A 17,244-nucleotide genomic window follows, 5' to 3' on the forward strand; every position below is an offset into this window, starting at 1 on the left:
GGCTTTAACACCAATTATTAAATAACTTACCTACCTGTTAAGCTGATACTCACTGGATTAAGAGAAGCCTAATTGCGAAAATCACCACTGCACATAGTAATGGGGTTGCCTTCAATATTATTGAGGCTAAGGCTAAAACCACCAATGCAATCACAAGGTACCCACCCCTCACCTTAGCTAGAGGCATACCTACTATTATTAATGCAAGTAGGCATGCAGTGATGATGATTACTTGAATAATCGAGGTGATTGCATTGAAGAGTAAGTACAATGTGAATTGAAGTAATGCCGCTGCTGGCGTTAGTTTACTTAAGCCGACATGACCACCATATGCGCTTCTTAATTGCGCTAGCATTAACAATGCTGTAATGAATGGTATTAGGGATAGGAATGCAACCATTTGAGGTGAATAGCCTGCTAGCATTAATACTGGGGAAGCTGAAAGCAGTGGGGTCGTGGTTAACGATGAGCTGCGCCTAACAGCTAATCCAATAGCCATGGCTAATGCCACGAACGGCATCACGATTAGTAGCGGCAATTGATTACTGAGACTTATGGCTATGAAACCCACTATGAGTAACCATGATAATGCTAAGGCATGCATTGATGCGGTGTAGGTCCTAACTAACCCATTGTACGTGAATAGGCCACCCTTGATTAAGTAATTCTGAATCAATGGAATGAGAATTAACGCCAGTGAGAGGGCGTATTCAGCATTAACTAACCTTAGGTGTGAGAATACGTAAGTGACGTAGACTAGCATAGAGACTACAATATCATCACCAGCATTAATTAACACTGCATTACGCATAATGACTTCACTTTAGGCATGGCATTTTATAAAGATGATTGTCTAGGGCATGAAGAAGCACTCTCTAGAATGAAGCACCCTTTATGGGAGTGCGGCGTTAATTAAAAAGGCACTTAGCTAGGTATTGTTTCCTTAATGCAGTGAAGCATAATAAGCCTAGTTACTGGGCTAATGCTATGCCCACTATTCACCTGTATCAGCAGGATAGTTACCTTAAGGAGGCGGATGCGAAGGTTATCGCGGTTGACGGTAATAATGTCATTCTCGATAAGACCATAATACATCCAAGCAGTGGTGGTGTTGCTCACGATACTGGATTAATCATAGCTGGAGGCGAGCAGTACAGAATTGTGGATGCTATCCACAAGAGGGATACTGATGACGTTATCCACGTGTTGGATAGGAATCCCCAGTTTAAGCATGGTGATGATGTTAAGGTTGTGTTAGACTGGGATAGGCGCTATAGGTTAATGAAACTTCACACGGCATCACACATAATGGCTGGCATAGCCTACTCCAAGTATAATGCCCTAGTGACTGGAGGTGATATTCAGCCTGACTACGCTAGGGATGATTACAGCCTCACTGTTGGTGGTGAGGAGCTTAGGAGGATATTTAATGAAATAGTTACTGAGGCTAACGAGGTTGTTAAGAGGGGGGTTGAGGTTAAGGTTTACTGGATGCCGCGTGAGGAGGCTCTTAAAGTACCTGGCATAGTTAAGCTTGCTGAAAGGGAGCCGCCGCCTGGTGATAAGTGGAGGATTGTTGAAATACCTGGTGTTGATATTCAGGCTGATGGTGGACCGCATGTAGCCAACACTAGGGAGATTGGGGAAATCATTATTCAGAAGATTGAGAACAGGGGTAGGAATAAGAAGAGGGTTTACTTCACTGTTAAACCGTAAAAACTTGCGGTATTTGAGTAAGCGCTTAAACTCAAGTTGATTACTCAATCGGCATGCCCTTAGCCTTAATTTCGGCTAACTCCTTGGTTTCGAAACCCTGCATAACTGAAACCACAAAGAACACTACTGAGGCAGCTAGGGCTATTAAGTAATCCCACGGGTACTTTAAGTAACCCATGCCTAGTGAGCCAAGGTAGGATAACGCACCCATAATTAGCATGTAGCCTATGAACCATGATGCTGAGGAAACCTCTAAGGCTGCGTAGGATCCCTTGGACTTATGGTAAAGGTAGAGCAGTGACATTACCATTATCACTGCGAATGCACTCCAGTAAATGGTGAAGCTTAGTGACGCATTTATGAGGCCTAGGTACATTACTAGCGCAATTGAAGCCCAGTAAATTATGGAGAATAATGCACTCTCCTTAGCGCTTAAGCCTAACTTCCCCCTATACCCCAGTACCACTAGTGGTAATCCGAAGGCCGTAACAATGAAGACGTAACCTAAGCTAGGCCAACCCGTCAAGTATATTAACATTGATGATGCAGTGAAGCTGATTAAGCCTATTAACCACGGTGAGTAAACACGGTACCCCCTCCTTAACTCTGGGGCAGTTCTCCTAAGGACTACTAGTGATGAACCACCAGCCAGGTAGTTAACAACAGTGGCTGTTGATGATATGCTTACTATCTGGTACCAGGTTGGGAACGGGAGTAGGAAGAGAAGCGCCAGTATTAGGGTGAATACCATTGAGAACCAGGGCGTCTGGAATCTCTTATGCAGTGAACCGAACACCTCAGGGAAGTAACCTTGTCTTGAAAAACCGTAAAAACTTCTGGCGGTGGTACCAATGTAGACGCCCATTGTGCCTGCTGGGGATACCCAAGCATCTACGAGTAGTATAGCCGCAAACGCAACTAGTAAGGCTACACCACTTGTGGCTAATTCAGTGTAGAATGGTGAACCAGCCCAATTAGACTCAGCTAGGTTCTGCCAGTCACCTGGCTTAATTAATATAGTGTACTTACCTTGACTATCCTGGAGAAATACCTTACCCCAATCAATACCTCCGATGAAAGCCACTTCTAGTGCTACGTATAAGCCGGCGGTAATTAGTATTGAAAGTATTAACGCTAGGGGGACATCACGGTGGGGGTTCCTTGCCTCACCAGCGTACTCTAAGGCTTGCCTAAAGCCTTCATATGCCCACACTATACCGCTTGGTATCATTGCACTGAACACTGCAGACCAACCCAACGGCATGAAGCCACCATACGCGGTGAAGTTGCTTGGGTGGAAGTAGAGGGATATGAGTAGTACTACTGTTAATGATGGTATGATGAATTTCCATATTGTTATGGCTGTGTTAACCTTACCGAATACGTTTACTCCGATGATTTGAATGAGCGTGAATAACGCTATTAATGCTGCTGCAGCAGTAATGCCAAGTGGCGTTAAGTAACCTGACGCTGAACTGAACACTGGTAAATACTTGTTAGTGTACATTATTATTGCCTCAGCCTCCATCGCCACTGTGGTTGCTGCACCTATTAAGTAGGCCCAACCAAGCAGGTAATTTGATATTGAACCATGCGCGTAATGGTCTATGCGAACCAGTGAACCGGAGAAGGGTAGCATTGATCCTAATTCTGCGTAGGCTAGTCCAATGAATATGAACAGTACTGCTGCTATGACCCAGGATATTAATGACGCTGGACCAGCGTATGATGCACCAGCCAGTGCAGCAAATAACCAACCACTCCCAACCATTCCACTTATTGATAGGAATAGTAAGTCACTGAACGTTAGGGTTTTCCTTAACTTAACTTTGACTTCTCCATTATCGAAGACTCATCGGCTGGGTCATTAGGTATCCCTTTATAAACCTTTACTCATTAATCATGGGTATTATTAGGGCTTTATTAACATTAGATAATCAGCAAGATGAAAAGCCCCAGCTTCATCAATTACTTATTCTATATATTTAGTTATACAAATCACACACCTATGACTAGAAGGGTTAAAAAGATAAATACTAGTGGGTTTCGTATGCAAGGTGAATTAGTGGATAAGTTCAAGAGGATATTCGCAAGGAGGGGGCGATCAATAATACTTGCGTATGACCACGGTATAGAGCATGGTCCATCAGATTTCCTAGAGAACCCTGACTCAGCGGACCCAGCATACATAGTTAAGTTAGCTAAGGACGCTGGATTTGATGGGCTTGTGCTTCAGAGGGGATTAGCAGAGAAGTACTATGATGGGGGTGTACCCTTAATAGTTAAACTCAATGGTAAAACAAACCTGTACACTGGTGAACCATTATCAGTAGCCAATTGCACAGTTGAGGAGGCCGTTAGCCTAGGTGCAAGCGCCGTTGGCTACACTATATACGCTGGTAGTGGGTATGAGTGGAAGATGTTTGAGGAGGTTGCGAGAATAAAGAAGGATGCGTTAAGGTTCGATATACCTCTAGTAATATGGTCTTACCCAAGGGGTGGTAAAGTAAAGGATGAGACCGCACCTGAAATAGTAGCCTACGCGGCTAGGGTTGCCCTTGAGGTTGGGGCTGATGCAATGAAGATTAAGTACACGGGTGACCCTAAGACATTCTCCTGGGCCGTTAAGGTGGCTGGTAAGGTTCCAGTGCTAATGTCAGGTGGACCAAAGACTAAGACTGAGGTGGAGTTCCTGAAGCAGGTTGAGGGTGTTATTGAGGCTGGTGCATTAGGCATAGCAGTGGGTAGGAATGTGTGGCAGAGGAAGGACGCATTAAAGTTCGCTCAGGTACTCGGTAAACTAGTCTACGAGGGTAGGAAGGTTGAGGAACTGGCAGGTGAGGTGCAGTGAGGATTGGAGTATTAACTGGAGGGGGGGATGCCCCTGGCTTAAACATTGCAGTGTACTCGTTCGTTAGGCTGGCTGAGAGGAATCATGAAGTCTACGTAATATACCATGGCTGGAAGGGGCTACTTGAGAGGGAGGTTAGGAAAATATCATCACTGGACCTAGTTGACTTCGCCTTCTCGGGTGGAACATACATTAAGACCTCCAGGACTAATCCATTTAAGGATGAGGAGAGGGCTAGGTTACTTGAGAAGAATGTTAAGGAGCTTGGCTTAGACGTAGTGGTGGCAATTGGGGGCGATGACACGTTAGGCGCCGCTGGTGAGGCTCAGAGGAGGGGTATTTTGAACGCTGTGGGTATTCCTAAGACTATTGATAATGATGTTTTTGGTACTGATTTTACTATTGGTTTTGATTCTGCTGTTAATGCTGCTGTTAATGTTACTGAGTCTTTTAAGACTACGTTAGTGTCTCATGAGAGGATTGGCGTAGTTGAGGTTATGGGTAGGGAAGCAGGATGGGTAGCACTACACACAGGACTAGCAACAATGGCAGACGCAACACTAATACCTGAGAAGCAGGTTAGCTGGGATTCAGTGGCTAGGAGGGTTAAGGAGGCTTACGAGAAGAAGCACTGGGCCCTTGTAGTAGTCTCAGAGGGTATTAAGGAGTACGGTGGCCCAAGGGATGAATTCGGCCACGCTAGACTTGGGGGTGTTGGTAATGAATTAGCTGATTACATTGAGAAGGTGACTGGAATAGAGACTAGGGCCGTTATACCAGGGCACATAATAAGGGGTGTACCGCCATCAGCGTTTGATAGGACTCTAGCAATAAGGTACGCTACGGCGGCATATGAGGCTATTGAGAACGATAAGTTCGGCGTAATGATGGCGTATAGTAATGGTGAGTTAACCCATATACCCATTGTTGAGGTTGTGGGTAAGAATAAGCTAGTGAGTGGGTACTGGTTAAGACTATACGAGACCTATTGGGGAGATCTAAACTAAGTAACTAATTAATGCATTATTCCGGGTTAAATATCATCTATTAACTTAACTCTAATTAGTATTAAATTACTTTTAAGAACAATGTCGTACTAGCCTCATCAGTCTCATACCGAATTATTCGTCGAGACTTCTAAAATTTGTGTGAAACAGGACAACCTACACTTGGGGTTATGGACATAGCTGTTGTTAGAAATGCTTTTGGTAGACAAAGGGATTCCTTTGAATTGGACCTTAACCTAGAGGACCTCGGCTCACTAAGGGCTGTCTTCATAAGGGCTCCTGCTATTACTAAGACCTGGGGGTAACACTAAGATCCTTGCTAGGCTTAAGCATCCTAGAGTTAGTTATGTTATCGTCGCTGCAGTGGAAGACAACATGATAGCCACGTCATTTCACCCAGAATTAGCGACAACTAAGGTGCATAAGCATCTACTTGAACTCACCAAGGGTAAAGTTTAAGCTGGTGAATACTTGGATTTTATAATTGAAAATTAACCTTTAGTTGTTAGTCGTTCACTTTTTCTTGAACCTGGTATCACGTAGTTCCTTGTCCCTCTCCAGAACTCCTCTTCAACCTCCGGTGGTAAGTCATACTCCACTGGGTCCCTAATTCCATTAATCTTGAATGCTAACCTACGCATGTAGCATGGCCCACACCGACCGCAGTGCTTAGGACCCTTATCGTAGCAGCTCCAAGTTAAGTGAAGTGGTGCGTTAACTTCTAGGCCTAGTTTCACGATCTCATGCTTAACCAAGTGTCCCACTGGCATTAGTAATTCAACATGCTTATTTGGGCCTACTGCATACGGCATTACCTGATTAAGGAGCCTTATGAACTCCATTTCATTATCAGGGTAAGCCCCTGATTCCTCTAGGTTAACTCCAGTGGCTACGTAGTCGTAACCCATTGCCTCAGCTATGGCCACGGCTAAGGCTATGAAGACTAGGTTCCTTGCTGGGACCCATTCGTGGGCGAATTCAGCACCATTAATACCACTCCTCCTCCTATTAATCTCACCCTCACCGAGTAATGGTGAGTGCCTAACTATCTTGAAGAAGTCCATGTTAACCTCAAGTAATGGCACATTAAGGAACTCTGCAATTCTCCTAACAGCCCTATCCTCGGGACCCTCCGCAACATGACCGTAGTTAAAATGCAGCAGTGTAACGTCATAACCCTGTTTAATCAATTGCGTTGCCGCAGTTGTAGAATCCAATCCCCCACTAGCCACCACAAGCACTCTCCTAGGCTTACCCTGTTCATCCCTCCACAGCCTTAATACACGCCACTCCCCATCCCTAGTTACTTCAATTACACTGTATGGTTCAATTCTCTTGATTACGTTAGCATCCCATGGTGGTTTATCAGGGTCTTCAAGGTACGTATCCAAGCTCGAGAAGAAGAGCGCGTTTAATTCCCTATCCCACATGACGTATAGGGGCTTGAAGTTAACGGCAAGCCAAAGCTTACCTGGTCTTCTCCTATCAATAATGGCTAGTGCAAAGGACCCCACTACCTCATCCCTAAGTATTCTTTGAAGACCCTCAAGTGAACCATCCCAAGCCTTCTCAAGTAGGGGTGGTAGTATTGATGAGTCTATTTTACTGATTTTCCTTATCCCATACTTACCCTCAAGCTCAACATCATTGGCGATAGTGCCGTTGTGTGAAACAACCACATATTCACTAATCATTGGTTGAATATCATTAAGCCCCTTTTCCTTAACATACTCTGTCGTTGGCTCAGCCCTATTATTAGCTATAGCCACTACAGTATCAGTATCCAGTATCCTTGGATAATTAGGTAGGGTTTCACTGGCCTTACCCAGTGATTTAATCGACTTAATTTCCCCATTCCTACTCATGGTTACAATACCCCAACTATCCCTACCCCTCTCCTCAGCCCTCATCACAATACTCCTTAACTTACCCTCAATACCCCTAACCCTAGTCTCATCCAACTCCCCAAATACTAGCACACCGCTAACTGAACATTCAACCATTAATGCCAAGATTAAGCAGCAGGTTTAAATGCTTTAGTAAAGTGTAAGCTAACCACTCACCTGGGAGTGGTGCTCCCTCAACACCCTTCTGGAGTGGTTCTTGGGAACTCAGGGTCACCAAAAAGCCTATAAGCAAGTTGATTATAAAACCATCTGGAGAAGAAAAATAAGCAAACAAAGAGAAAATAAATACAAAAAGACTCCTATTACAATGAAAAAGAATGCAACCCATCATGATCAGCGGCCATTGAGATTGAGAATCCCCATAAGTAGAGTTTAATTAAACCCTTCACTATATCCCCACTATGAATAACGAGGCTTTAAGTACGCTGTAATCATAACCAGGGGCATGGCAGTCACGGATATAGTTCGTGCTGAAGCCATTAAATGAAGGCTGTACTTCACTTAAATCCCTAAGGAGGCGCGTTAATTTTTACTAATAAAGCAGCAGTGTCCGTTCTCTTAATCTACCAGTTAGTGGATCAACCTCAAGTTCAAGAACCTCAAGGGTTGTTACCCCTATCAGAATCTTATCTATAATGTCTGATATAAGTACTGGAACCACCTCACCCCTACCCTCAATCTCGACCCAGGCCCTAGACCTCTCAAGTTCAATAACTCCAGCACCAGTCTCAATCCTAGACTTACCTGTAATGCTTAAGCTGAGTTCATTGGCCAATGACCTAGGTATTACCGTTAAAGTAACCTCAGTATCGACTAGGGCCTTAACCTCAACTACCCTACTGAGGTTAATATTGCTGATCCTCACATTAACCTACACATGGCCCATCGGTAGGAATCCTGCATTCCAGTTTAAAATCTTTAAAGCATCAATATCCCTCCTCAACATGGTTCCTCATCCATTCTTTCAAACCTTCAGCCTCTTAGCAATGTTGTAATAGCCATACGGCTTAATGCAGTGTTATTTCGATTAAATTAAAGAATATATTCCCTACACTCACAGTATGATGTGGAATCTATAACGCATCCTTGGAAGGATCTGAATAAATATATGGAGGTTAGGGTTAAGGAAGCACTTTATGAGTTTGAACTTGCTGAGAGGTTTCTGGAAAATGGCCTTTATAGGAACGCCGCAGGTAAGGCCTTTCAGGGTTGGAAAGCAACCCTGGCCGCCCTGGCTGCGAATTCCCGTAACGAGTGGCGAGTGAGTTTAAAGGTATTGTTAGGTTACGGGAGAGGATTAAGGTTGAGGCCGTTGATTTTATCGTAGCTATAATGCCCATGACGCGCATGAAGAAGGTTGCCGCATTGTTAAGGTCTAAGTATGGTGATGAGGTAGTGTTGTTGACGGAATTGGCGCTTGATTTACATGAATTCCAGTACAATGGCCTAGACCCTGAGGGTGTCCTCAGCCGTTACTCTGACTTAGACATGGTTAAGCAGGATATAGTGAGCATTATTGAGGGCGGCAGAAAGCTATTAGCATCGTTAACGAATATGCGCCAGTCTTAAGCCCTAAGGACAATACATGACCCATCAGTATTTAAAGGTGGGGCGAATTAATCACCCAATGGAGATGCCTAGGGAGGTTATTGATGCTGCAGAAAAATACGGTATTGACGTAATTGACGTGATCATGGCCCAATTATATCTAAGGGACCCGTCGGAATCAATGCGGTTAAGGCTTGAATTGGCTAGGAGGTATTTAGCTGAGGCTAAGGAGCACTTGAATAGGGGTAATGCTGTCCAAGCCTCAGAGAAGGCCTACAAGGCTGTTGAGGAAGCTGTAAAGGCCCTTGCCGAAAAATACGACCTCCCAGAGAACCAGCAGGCAGTTAAGGAAGGCAGATGGTACACTTATCTACTGCTTAAGGCAAGCTCCCGGTTATCTAGAATGCTTGGTGATTGGGTATTGGATGGGTGGAATGCAGGCTATTCAATGCACGTGTGGGGTTTTCATGAAACTAAAATATTGAGCCATTAATGGGCAGGGTTGAGGGACTAGTCAACGAGACCATTAAGGCCCTGGGCCAGGAATAAATCAAGTCGACACTGGTATACTTTTCAGTTCTTAAGCTAGGTAACTTATTAGTGACAGTTATGTCGATTAACTTGAATGAAATCTCAAGGGCCAGGGTTAAGGAGGCTATGGCGGAGGCTGAGTTGACTGAGTAGTTTCTAGAGAGGGAACCAAACCCCAACTCCAACTAGAGCATTTAAACCCAACCTAACCTTAAAAGGTGAGGTTTACTGTTCACATTATCACTAAACCATATACCTAACGTGAGTCTGTACTTAATATTGAAAGTCCTCCATTCCCTTTAGGGCGCGGTAATTTTACCGTAATTAAACCCTAACCATTACGTGGGGGTTAGCCTTGAATCCTTATGTTCCTGTATCTGAACCACTCTTACTGATTGAGGATAAGGTTGAACCGTACATTAACCTATGAACCTCACTGAGTAGCGTTATAAGGGTCTCCAGAACCATCTTCTTATTTACCGCTATTAATGGAACAATCTTAATCTCAGGCTTAACGCCTAGTACTGTTCTAACATCATTGAGGCTTACCTTAGCTATGTCCTGCTTATTAGCGGCAATAATGTGAGGCGTGTTGGGGAATGTACTTGTGAAGTAATTATACATGAATACGGCTGCCTTAACCGATTCAAGCGATGATGAGTCAACCATGAATATGTATGCATGCATACCCCTTGCAACTATCCTCCAAAGGAAACTGAACCTCTCTTGCCCTGGTACACCAAATAAGTGAACAACAATATCATTAACTCTTAACTTACCGTAGTCGAAGGCGACGGTGGTGCTTTTACCAACACTGGGTACGTCGGTTTCAATAGGCACTACTTCACTCAAGGTTTTAACGAAGGTTGTCTTACCTGCACCATAGGGTCCAGCTATCACCAGCTTAAATACCTTAGCCAAACTCAATCACCCTTAACCTCAAGTTCACTTAGCTTACTTCTGAAGTAATCAATCAACATTAGTATATCCTCCTCAGTGATTTCATCACCCTCCACTGTAACAGCAGGCTCAATGGCCTTAGCCTTACCCATTAATTCCCTACTAATCCTAATTACCCTATCAACATACTTATTAAGCAGGTTTAATGCACCCTCCATTACATGGGGTTCAGTTAGGAAGATTACTGTTAATTCATCATTTTTAACAGCGTAGACGTATACATCACTTGATTTAACCTTAACTTGACTAATCCTATTAACCTTATTAATGAATACTACTAGCGATGTTATAAGTGGTTTCAAGTCGCCAGGTAATTCACTCGCAAACACAATGTCATTATTGCTGAAAACCAGCACGCCAAGTATGCTAATGCCTAATTCCTCTGCAATAACCTTAACTATTGAGTTCGGGTCAACGGCATTTGTTCCCATTAAGCCAGAGACCATATGGTTGAGTAGTATATATGTTTTCCGCATCATATTGCATTAATGACTATATGTTTATATTTAATCCAAGTGAAATGACGTCTAGCTGAGGGGATATAGAATCCTAAGACTCCTTAGGGACATTAAGTATGCTTAAAATATCATTAACAGTTAATTCATTAAGTATCTTTACTTGGCCACGGTTAAGCATTACCCAGCCCCTATCAGTCCTGTAGAATTTAGCATCAACCTCACCAGTGATTATTATCTTGCTTACTGACTTAATGAAGTTATTAACTAAAATTAACACTGATTCCAAGTCACCATCCTTAACCTCAACCTCAGCATCATACTCAAGTACCCCAGTGAAGCCATTATTTCTCCTAGCAATTAATAGCCTAAACATCCTGCCATCAGTAATAACGTAAGTTACTTTCACTGAACTTTGAGGTAAGGCCTAGTTTTAACCTTTACGCCCATAACGTATTAATCTAACTTCTGCCTAATTCCTTTAATATTAAAGTAATCAATATGTGCTACTAATATCGATAATATACTTAAAATACACATTACGAACCGTAATACTTTAAAGGAAGCTAGAAACTACTAGCATCATGAAGAATAGGGGAATAGTCTTAGGCGCTAGTGTACTGGCGTTAACACTACTTATGCTGGTGCTTTCACTATCAACCGCTAAACTGGTAGTGTTTTCACATCAAATGATTAAGGTAAGTCAAGTCAATGGGCAGGTTGCTAGTTTAAACTGGGCTGGTTACGTTGTTCCCGCTAATAAGTACACTGTAACTAGTGTAGCTGGCTCATTCATAGTCCCTAGCCTAACATGCAGTAAGCAGACTACTTACGTTGCATTGTGGGCTGGTCTAGATGGCTACAGTGATAATACTGTGGAGCAGGCTGGTGTACTTGGAGAATGCGAGCATGGGAAAGCCTACTACTATGCCTGGTACGAATTCTACCCATCACCTGCAGTATTCATATCCGGTTTCACAGTTAAACCGGGTGATAAAATATCGGTTACGGTTAGTTACATTGGCAATAGTGAATTTAAGGTTACGATAAATGATGTTAGCGAGAGTGAAAGTTACACTACGACTGGTTCTGTTAGTGGCGCTGAGTTATCATCTGCAGAGTGCATTCTGGAGAGACCAATGGTTAATGGCCACTTATCCACACTAGCAAACTTCGGTACAGCCTACTATGGCCAGGACTATACAAGCATCCCTGGCACATGCTACGCAACAATTAATGGAGTTACTGAACCCTTTGGATCATTCCCATCAGTAACCAGTATAACCATGGTTAATTATAATGGTGAAACCCTAGCCTATCCATCAGCACTATCATCCGACGGCTCAAGCTTCACTGTAACATACGGTTAGGCTTCAAGTGCAGGGTAAGGCATTCACTTAAATTAAATTAGTTTTAATTCACTAATCATTAATAATTGATCTAATGTTCATGTAACTACTGAAGACTCATTAATTATATTATTTTATATTAAAATATTAATGATACTGTAGTTCCCTCATTTATATTAGTCTATATTTTACTTAAACTAACTAGGTAGTGAGAATTATGAGACATAAAGTTTATTAATACCATTCGGGTAACCCTAATTATGGGCCTCACGGTGAGCAGCAAGGAACTAATACTGGCTGTAACGGTTGCATTAGCAATAATAGTTGCTATACTTTCCCTACCTGACATACTTGAACCCATAGCTAAAAACATAGTTAAATCAATGGGGCCATATTGGCTACTCGCAGTATTAGTAATTGGGATTATTCATGGTTTGAAACCTGACGAACACACTTGGCCAATAACAGTATCCTACGGTTTAATGCAGAGGACGATAAGGGGCGTTATCTTATCAACAATAGTCTTCACAGGTGCATTAACCTTAGTTTGGACCCTAATGAGCGCACTAGTTGGTCAACTAATGGGCTTACTAGATGTAGATGTCTTGAAGCCTTACGTAGACTTAACAGTAGGGGTAACTATGGTTGGTGTTGCAGCCTACCTAGTTTTCGGCAACCATGAGGAACATGAGGGTATTAGGACCGCTGACTTCAAGTTAATTTGGATTCATGGCTTAGCCGCAGCCTTTGGCGGTGACTTCATAATAGTACTAATATTAACCATTGCCTTAGTACCAGCAATGCCCAGTAACTTATCATTCCTAGTGGGCTTCATGTTTGGCTTCGGATCATGGGCCTCACAAACCCTAATAGTGCTACTAGTCTATAAGGGTGTTATGCGTAGTGTTAAGGATTGGAGCGTGATGGCTAAGGCCGGTAGGTTAGCCTTAGGAATACTGGGAATATTCATGATTTCACTAGGCGTGTTCTCAATGTTCCATGATTAACAGGCAGTGGTACCTCTATAATATTTAATATGGCTGTAAAGTACCGCATTCCCTTAGTCTTGACGTCACCGTAAGTCCTAAACCTTATAGTGAATTAAGTTAACTGGGTTTAAACATTAAGGCGTACGGGAACTAATGTAGATTTATAAATAACTATACTGCGTCTTTAGAATGGGTCATTTCACTAAACCACCGTGGATTAGTCAAATTGGTGGAGTTGCATCAGAACACCCTGTAGCTAGTAATGTTGGCGTAGAGGTGTTGAGAAGTGGGGGTAACGCCTTTGACGCTGCAGTAGCAGTCTCACTTACCTTGGCTGTGGTTCAACCCCACTTGGGTGGGTTAGGTTCAGACCTAGTTGCCTTAACCTATGAGGCTAGTGAGGGTGAGGTGGAATTCCTAAACGCCACCGGTTGGGCCCCAGCAGGGTTAAGTAAAGGATTATTAGAGTCTAGGGGATTAAATGGGGTACCATTAAGGGGTCCCTTATCTCCAGTGGTTCCAGGCATGTTAGCTGGCTTATACTCAATGTGGAGGAGGTTTGGGTCCATTGAGTGGCGCAGCTTAGTTAACTATGTAATTAAGGCTGTTGAACCAGGCTTCCCAGCGGGCCCCAGTTTAGTTAGGGCTATTGGGAGTGTGGTTAAAACTGGCGCTATTGATGATTCATTTAAGGCTGTTTACCCAATTAATGCGGAACCTTGGAGTATTGTTAAGATACCTAAACTTATTAAGGCACTTAGGTTAATTGCTGAGGAAGGCGATGAGGCGTTTTACAATGGTGAAATAGGGGAATCAATAATTACCCACGTTAATTCATTGGGTGGTGTATTTAATGCCAGTGACTTAAGGGATTATAGGCCTGAGTGGGGTAAGGCCTTAAGTGTTAATTACAGGGGTTTCACCGTTAACGAGACTCCACCTAATACTCAAGGCTTAACCACATTAATGATACTTAAGCTTCTTGAGGATTATAGGCCTAAAGGGCCATTCACTGCCGATAGAATAATAAAGCACCTTGATGCTTATAAAGTGGCCTATAGGGCTAGGGACATGTTCATTGGTGACCCAAGGTTTATTGAAGTACCCATTAATAATTTACTTGACCCAGGCTTCCTAAGGGGTATCGGTGAGAGTGGTGGTTCATTAAGTGGTACTGGGGATACGACGTACTTCGTGGTGGCTGATGGCTACGGTAACGTTGTTAGTGGTATACAAAGCCTATACCACCACTTTGGTTCACTGGTAACCGACCCCAACTACGGGGTTACTTTAAATAATAGGGCATCAGACTTCTCGTTAAGGGGGCCTAATGCCCTGGAGCCTAGGAAGAGACCTCTTCACACATTATCAACAGTAATGGTTACTAAGGATGGTGAGTTGAAGTACGCCTTAGGTACATCAGGCGCCCACTATAGGCCACAGCAGCATGCATTAATGTTAACTAACATTATTGACTACGGCATGAGCCCCGTTGAAGCAGTGGATGCGCCAAGGTTCCTGTGGAGCAATAGTGAACTCCTAATAGAGGATGGTTACGACACTACTGGTCTCAATACTAAGTACACTACGTTAAGTTACCCAGGTGCCACTGGGGTGGCTAGTATATTGGCTTCACTTAACAGTGGGTTTAAGCTACTGTACTCGGACATCAGGGGTGATGGATTAGCCCTTGGGCTTTAATAAGTATGCCTTTAATTTAACAATTTTAGGCAAATAACAGTGGCTAAGTGATTTAAAGGAGTTCTACTAAGGGTTAATGCTCATGCAGCAGGGTAGGTGCATATTTCTACAGAGGACCGCAGATGGAGAGAGATGTGTCCTACTGCCCCCTGAACTTTGGCCGCAGATGAGGCAGAGGTATTATCAACAGTTCTGCCTTAACCAGGGCCATGGGTGCCCAGTTTACGAGAAGGTTCTCTCCCCTAAACGCACCGGTGGTTAACTGGCTAAGTAGGATAATTGATCATTAATAATTTTCCTCTTTACCCTACCTAGCTTACTTAACCTATATATTGCACCAAAGAGTTGGGCTGACGTCAACCCCTTAACCTTACCCCAATCCTCAAGTTCCTTCCTTGACACTGTACCCCTAGATTTAATGAACTCATACACCTCATTATCAATACCAGATAATTGAACACCCTGTTCACTAGTTGCAGTAGACTCACCCACCTTAGTCTCCTTTACTACTGATTCCTCAGGTTGGAGGAATGACGTTATAGCCGCGGACTTTCCCTCCTCCCTACTCTTCCTCCTGCCCTTAACCATGATTAATTAATGGGCTTAGCGTTATAAACCTATTCCCGGCAATAGCTTAAATGAGTTCAATAAGCAAGGAGATTGATGGAGAGGTAGTTAGGGTAATTATTAACCCCCCTCAGGGCGTACCAGTTGATAAGCTCATTCAATACTTAAAGGGTGTACTAGGTATTGAGGGTGAGTTAGTTAATGGTGTGGTTAGCGTAGTTATAACAATGAATAAGAGCGAATTAGGTGAGGTGGCTGATAAGCTAGCAGATGAAGTGATTAGTAAGCTTAACTCAATAAACTGGGAGGATGTGGCTAAGTACAGGATACCCACCACTGAGCCTAAGAAGCATAAAAGGCGTAGGCGTAAGTCCAGGAAATCAAAAAGGAGAAGTAAGAAAAAGAGTAGGAGGAAGTAACCTCCTAAGTTAAGGCAACTTCCTTCAATTCCCAACTTCCTGTTTCCTCACTAATAACTTCATTGATAAGTTACATAACCCACATAGCGTTATCCTCACAGAACCTTAGGAATCAATACTAAGTATTTAAATAAATTTAAGAGAAAAATAACCTAGATATTAATAAAAAATATTATATAATACTTACCAGTTTTCTGGAGAAGAACAGTCCAAAGATTATCAAAGAGCTGAAAGACGGCCCAAAAACAATTAATGAGCTATCTAAAACCTTGGGCTTAGACCAGGAAGCCCTAAGGGGGATACTTTATGTAATGGGCGAACAGGGGGATGTTACAGAAAATAGAAAGGACATTTTCGCACTTGTCGAATAAACAAATCTAGAGTCATTGAATCCTAGCAGGAGCACAATAGTCATTAGAGCGGAAGCACTTTGTCCAGTACTATTATCACAATCACAAATATCAGCACAGCTATTAATAGTGTTTTAACTTCCACCTTTGGGCCTTTCTCCGGTGCGTCATAAAAGCTCAGTATGCCTGCCTGCTGTGCTGGCGCCGAAAGCTGTGCCATTTGATCATTAATTATTTAAAGAGAAATATATAAAAATGCTGAGTAAGGCGGGCTACTTTTTGCTTTTGCTACTTCTTCCCTTTTTCTTTGTTGCAATACCGTACGCCAGAATGGCTCCTATTGCCACGATTGCTATTGCTATCGCGTAATATTCCGATGCATTTGCATGGCTGCTGCTTATTTCCGCAAAATAATTTGTTGTTTGGGAATACTCTTGATTTACTGCACCATTAGGTTGCTGCCATTGCTCATACACAATTATCGGGTAATTTCCTGGAATCGCTTGAGAATCAGAGCTTACCAGAAATGTTATGTTTGCCGAGCTTCCGGGCATGAGTTTTGAAAGGTAATATGTGCTTGTTATGGGCGTGATAGGGTATAAGCTTTGTAGGCTGAATTCTATTCCAGTTGCTTCTTCGTTCCCTGTATTTTCTACAGTTAGAACTAGAGGAACGTCTGTAGCTCCAGGAATCATGCTCGAACGTTCATTTATTATCTGGAATTGGGCAGCAGGCGCAAGGCTTAAATTTATTTGCTGTATGGAGGCATATTTTGTTGCATAATTGGCTGAGTAGTAAGTCAGATTTGCAAGAATGCTTGCCTTAGTTTCGTTTGAACTTGCATTTGCAGAAACGAGCACAGGAATGGTAACGGTAGAGTCTGGGGCGAGCGTT

Annotated in this window: 20 protein-coding genes and 1 pseudogene; 12 read left to right on the forward strand and 9 right to left on the reverse strand. The window is 43.0% G+C overall.

The window, feature by feature from the left end:
- Positions 1-49: 49 nt before the first annotated feature.
- Entirely contained in the window at positions 50-811 is a 762-nt protein-coding gene (locus tag Q0C29_RS03365; protein WP_291999248.1) for a hypothetical protein, read from the reverse strand.
- A 176-nt stretch (positions 812-987) separates the two neighbouring features.
- Here Q0C29_RS03365 and alaXM point away from each other — a divergent pair, with 176 nt between their 5' ends.
- Positions 988-1,716, forward strand: a complete 729-nt coding sequence (alaXM, locus tag Q0C29_RS03370) for an alanyl-tRNA editing protein AlaXM (protein ID WP_291999249.1) — start codon at positions 988-990, stop codon at positions 1,714-1,716.
- 40 nt (positions 1,717-1,756) lie between these two features.
- Here the strand turns inward: alaXM and Q0C29_RS03375 are convergent.
- Positions 1,757-3,514: pseudogene (locus Q0C29_RS03375) on the reverse strand (APC family permease); the annotation flags it as partial.
- A 252-nt stretch (positions 3,515-3,766) separates the two neighbouring features.
- Here Q0C29_RS03375 and Q0C29_RS03380 point away from each other — a divergent pair.
- The 3 genes from Q0C29_RS03380 (at position 3,767) to Q0C29_RS03390 (ending at position 5,879) form a co-directional block, all read left to right on the forward strand.
- The gene (locus Q0C29_RS03380; RefSeq protein ID WP_291999250.1) at positions 3,767-4,567 is read left to right on the forward strand and encodes an aldolase; all 801 of its coding nucleotides are present in this window, start codon (positions 3,767-3,769) and stop codon (positions 4,565-4,567) included.
- A complete protein-coding gene (locus Q0C29_RS03385; protein ID WP_291999251.1) occupies positions 4,564-5,574 on the forward strand; it encodes an ATP-dependent 6-phosphofructokinase in 1,011 nt (336 codons plus the stop codon). The genes Q0C29_RS03380 and Q0C29_RS03385 overlap by 4 nt, the downstream gene beginning before the upstream one ends.
- 170 nt (positions 5,575-5,744) lie before the next feature.
- A complete protein-coding gene (locus tag Q0C29_RS03390) occupies positions 5,745-5,879 on the forward strand; it encodes a hypothetical protein (protein WP_291999252.1) in 135 nt (44 codons plus the stop codon).
- A 186-nt stretch (positions 5,880-6,065) separates the two neighbouring features.
- Here the strand turns inward: Q0C29_RS03390 and Q0C29_RS03400 are convergent, their stop codons facing one another.
- Entirely contained in the window at positions 6,066-7,577 is a 1,512-nt protein-coding gene (locus Q0C29_RS03400) for a 7-cyano-7-deazaguanine synthase (RefSeq protein ID WP_291999253.1), read from the reverse strand.
- 436 nt (positions 7,578-8,013) lie between these two features.
- On the reverse strand, positions 8,014-8,346 hold the full coding sequence (locus Q0C29_RS03405; RefSeq protein ID WP_291999254.1) for an aspartyl protease family protein: 333 nt from the start codon (positions 8,344-8,346) through the stop codon (positions 8,014-8,016).
- Positions 8,347-8,589: 243 nt separating this feature from the next.
- Between Q0C29_RS03405 and Q0C29_RS10835 the strand changes: the two genes are divergently transcribed.
- The 3 genes from Q0C29_RS10835 to Q0C29_RS03415 all read left to right on the forward strand — a co-directional run bounded on the left by Q0C29_RS10835 (position 8,590) and on the right by Q0C29_RS03415 (position 9,522).
- Complete coding sequence (locus Q0C29_RS10835; protein ID WP_367173612.1) at positions 8,590-8,808, forward strand: PaREP1 family protein; 219 nt, start codon at positions 8,590-8,592, stop codon at positions 8,806-8,808.
- The gene (locus Q0C29_RS03410) at positions 8,736-9,050 is read left to right on the forward strand and encodes a PaREP1 family protein (protein WP_367173609.1); all 315 of its coding nucleotides are present in this window, start codon (positions 8,736-8,738) and stop codon (positions 9,048-9,050) included. The genes Q0C29_RS10835 and Q0C29_RS03410 overlap by 73 nt, the downstream gene beginning before the upstream one ends.
- Before the next feature lie 64 nt (positions 9,051-9,114).
- Entirely contained in the window at positions 9,115-9,522 is a 408-nt protein-coding gene (locus Q0C29_RS03415) for a PaREP1 family protein (RefSeq protein ID WP_367173613.1), read from the forward strand.
- A gap of 401 nt (positions 9,523-9,923) precedes the next feature.
- On the opposite strand, the gene Q0C29_RS03420 is transcribed toward Q0C29_RS03415, so the two are convergent.
- From Q0C29_RS03420 to Q0C29_RS03430, 3 genes are all read right to left on the reverse strand, one after another.
- The gene (locus tag Q0C29_RS03420; protein WP_291999256.1) at positions 9,924-10,481 is read right to left on the reverse strand and encodes an ATP/GTP-binding protein; all 558 of its coding nucleotides are present in this window, start codon (positions 10,479-10,481) and stop codon (positions 9,924-9,926) included.
- Between the two features lie 2 nt (positions 10,482-10,483).
- The gene (locus Q0C29_RS03425; protein ID WP_291999257.1) at positions 10,484-10,951 is read right to left on the reverse strand and encodes a hypothetical protein; all 468 of its coding nucleotides are present in this window, start codon (positions 10,949-10,951) and stop codon (positions 10,484-10,486) included.
- A 118-nt stretch (positions 10,952-11,069) separates the two neighbouring features.
- The gene (locus tag Q0C29_RS03430; RefSeq protein ID WP_291999258.1) at positions 11,070-11,384 is read right to left on the reverse strand and encodes a hypothetical protein; all 315 of its coding nucleotides are present in this window, start codon (positions 11,382-11,384) and stop codon (positions 11,070-11,072) included.
- A 175-nt stretch (positions 11,385-11,559) separates the two neighbouring features.
- Between Q0C29_RS03430 and Q0C29_RS03435 the strand changes: the two genes are divergently transcribed.
- From Q0C29_RS03435 to Q0C29_RS03450, 4 genes are all read left to right on the forward strand, one after another.
- Complete coding sequence (locus Q0C29_RS03435) at positions 11,560-12,345, forward strand: G1 family glutamic endopeptidase (protein ID WP_291999259.1); 786 nt, start codon at positions 11,560-11,562, stop codon at positions 12,343-12,345.
- 251 nt (positions 12,346-12,596) lie between these two features.
- Positions 12,597-13,331: a hypothetical protein gene (locus Q0C29_RS03440; RefSeq protein WP_367173614.1), complete on the forward strand. Its 735-nt coding sequence runs from the start codon at positions 12,597-12,599 to the stop codon at positions 13,329-13,331.
- Positions 13,332-13,502: 171 nt separating this feature from the next.
- On the forward strand, positions 13,503-15,014 hold the full coding sequence (locus Q0C29_RS03445) for a gamma-glutamyltransferase family protein (RefSeq protein ID WP_291999261.1): 1,512 nt from the start codon (positions 13,503-13,505) through the stop codon (positions 15,012-15,014).
- Between the two features lie 82 nt (positions 15,015-15,096).
- A complete protein-coding gene (locus tag Q0C29_RS03450; RefSeq protein WP_291999262.1) occupies positions 15,097-15,276 on the forward strand; it encodes a metal-binding protein in 180 nt (59 codons plus the stop codon).
- Here Q0C29_RS03450 and Q0C29_RS03455 read toward each other — a convergent pair.
- Complete coding sequence (locus tag Q0C29_RS03455; protein WP_291999263.1) at positions 15,273-15,602, reverse strand: hypothetical protein; 330 nt, start codon at positions 15,600-15,602, stop codon at positions 15,273-15,275. The two genes, Q0C29_RS03450 and Q0C29_RS03455, sit on opposite strands and share 4 nt — an antisense overlap.
- A 50-nt stretch (positions 15,603-15,652) precedes the next feature.
- Between Q0C29_RS03455 and Q0C29_RS03460 the strand changes: the two genes are divergently transcribed.
- Positions 15,653-16,000 (forward strand): hypothetical protein, encoded by a 348-nt coding sequence (locus tag Q0C29_RS03460; RefSeq protein WP_291999264.1) that lies wholly within the window; start codon positions 15,653-15,655, stop codon positions 15,998-16,000.
- 622 nt (positions 16,001-16,622) lie between these two features.
- Here Q0C29_RS03460 and Q0C29_RS03465 read toward each other — a convergent pair.
- The coding region (locus Q0C29_RS03465; RefSeq protein WP_291999265.1) for a hypothetical protein at positions 16,623-17,244 on the reverse strand (622 nt) is incomplete at its 5' end.

The organism is Caldivirga sp. (assembly GCF_023256255.1).
GTDB lineage: Archaea > Thermoproteota > Thermoprotei > Thermoproteales > Thermocladiaceae > Caldivirga.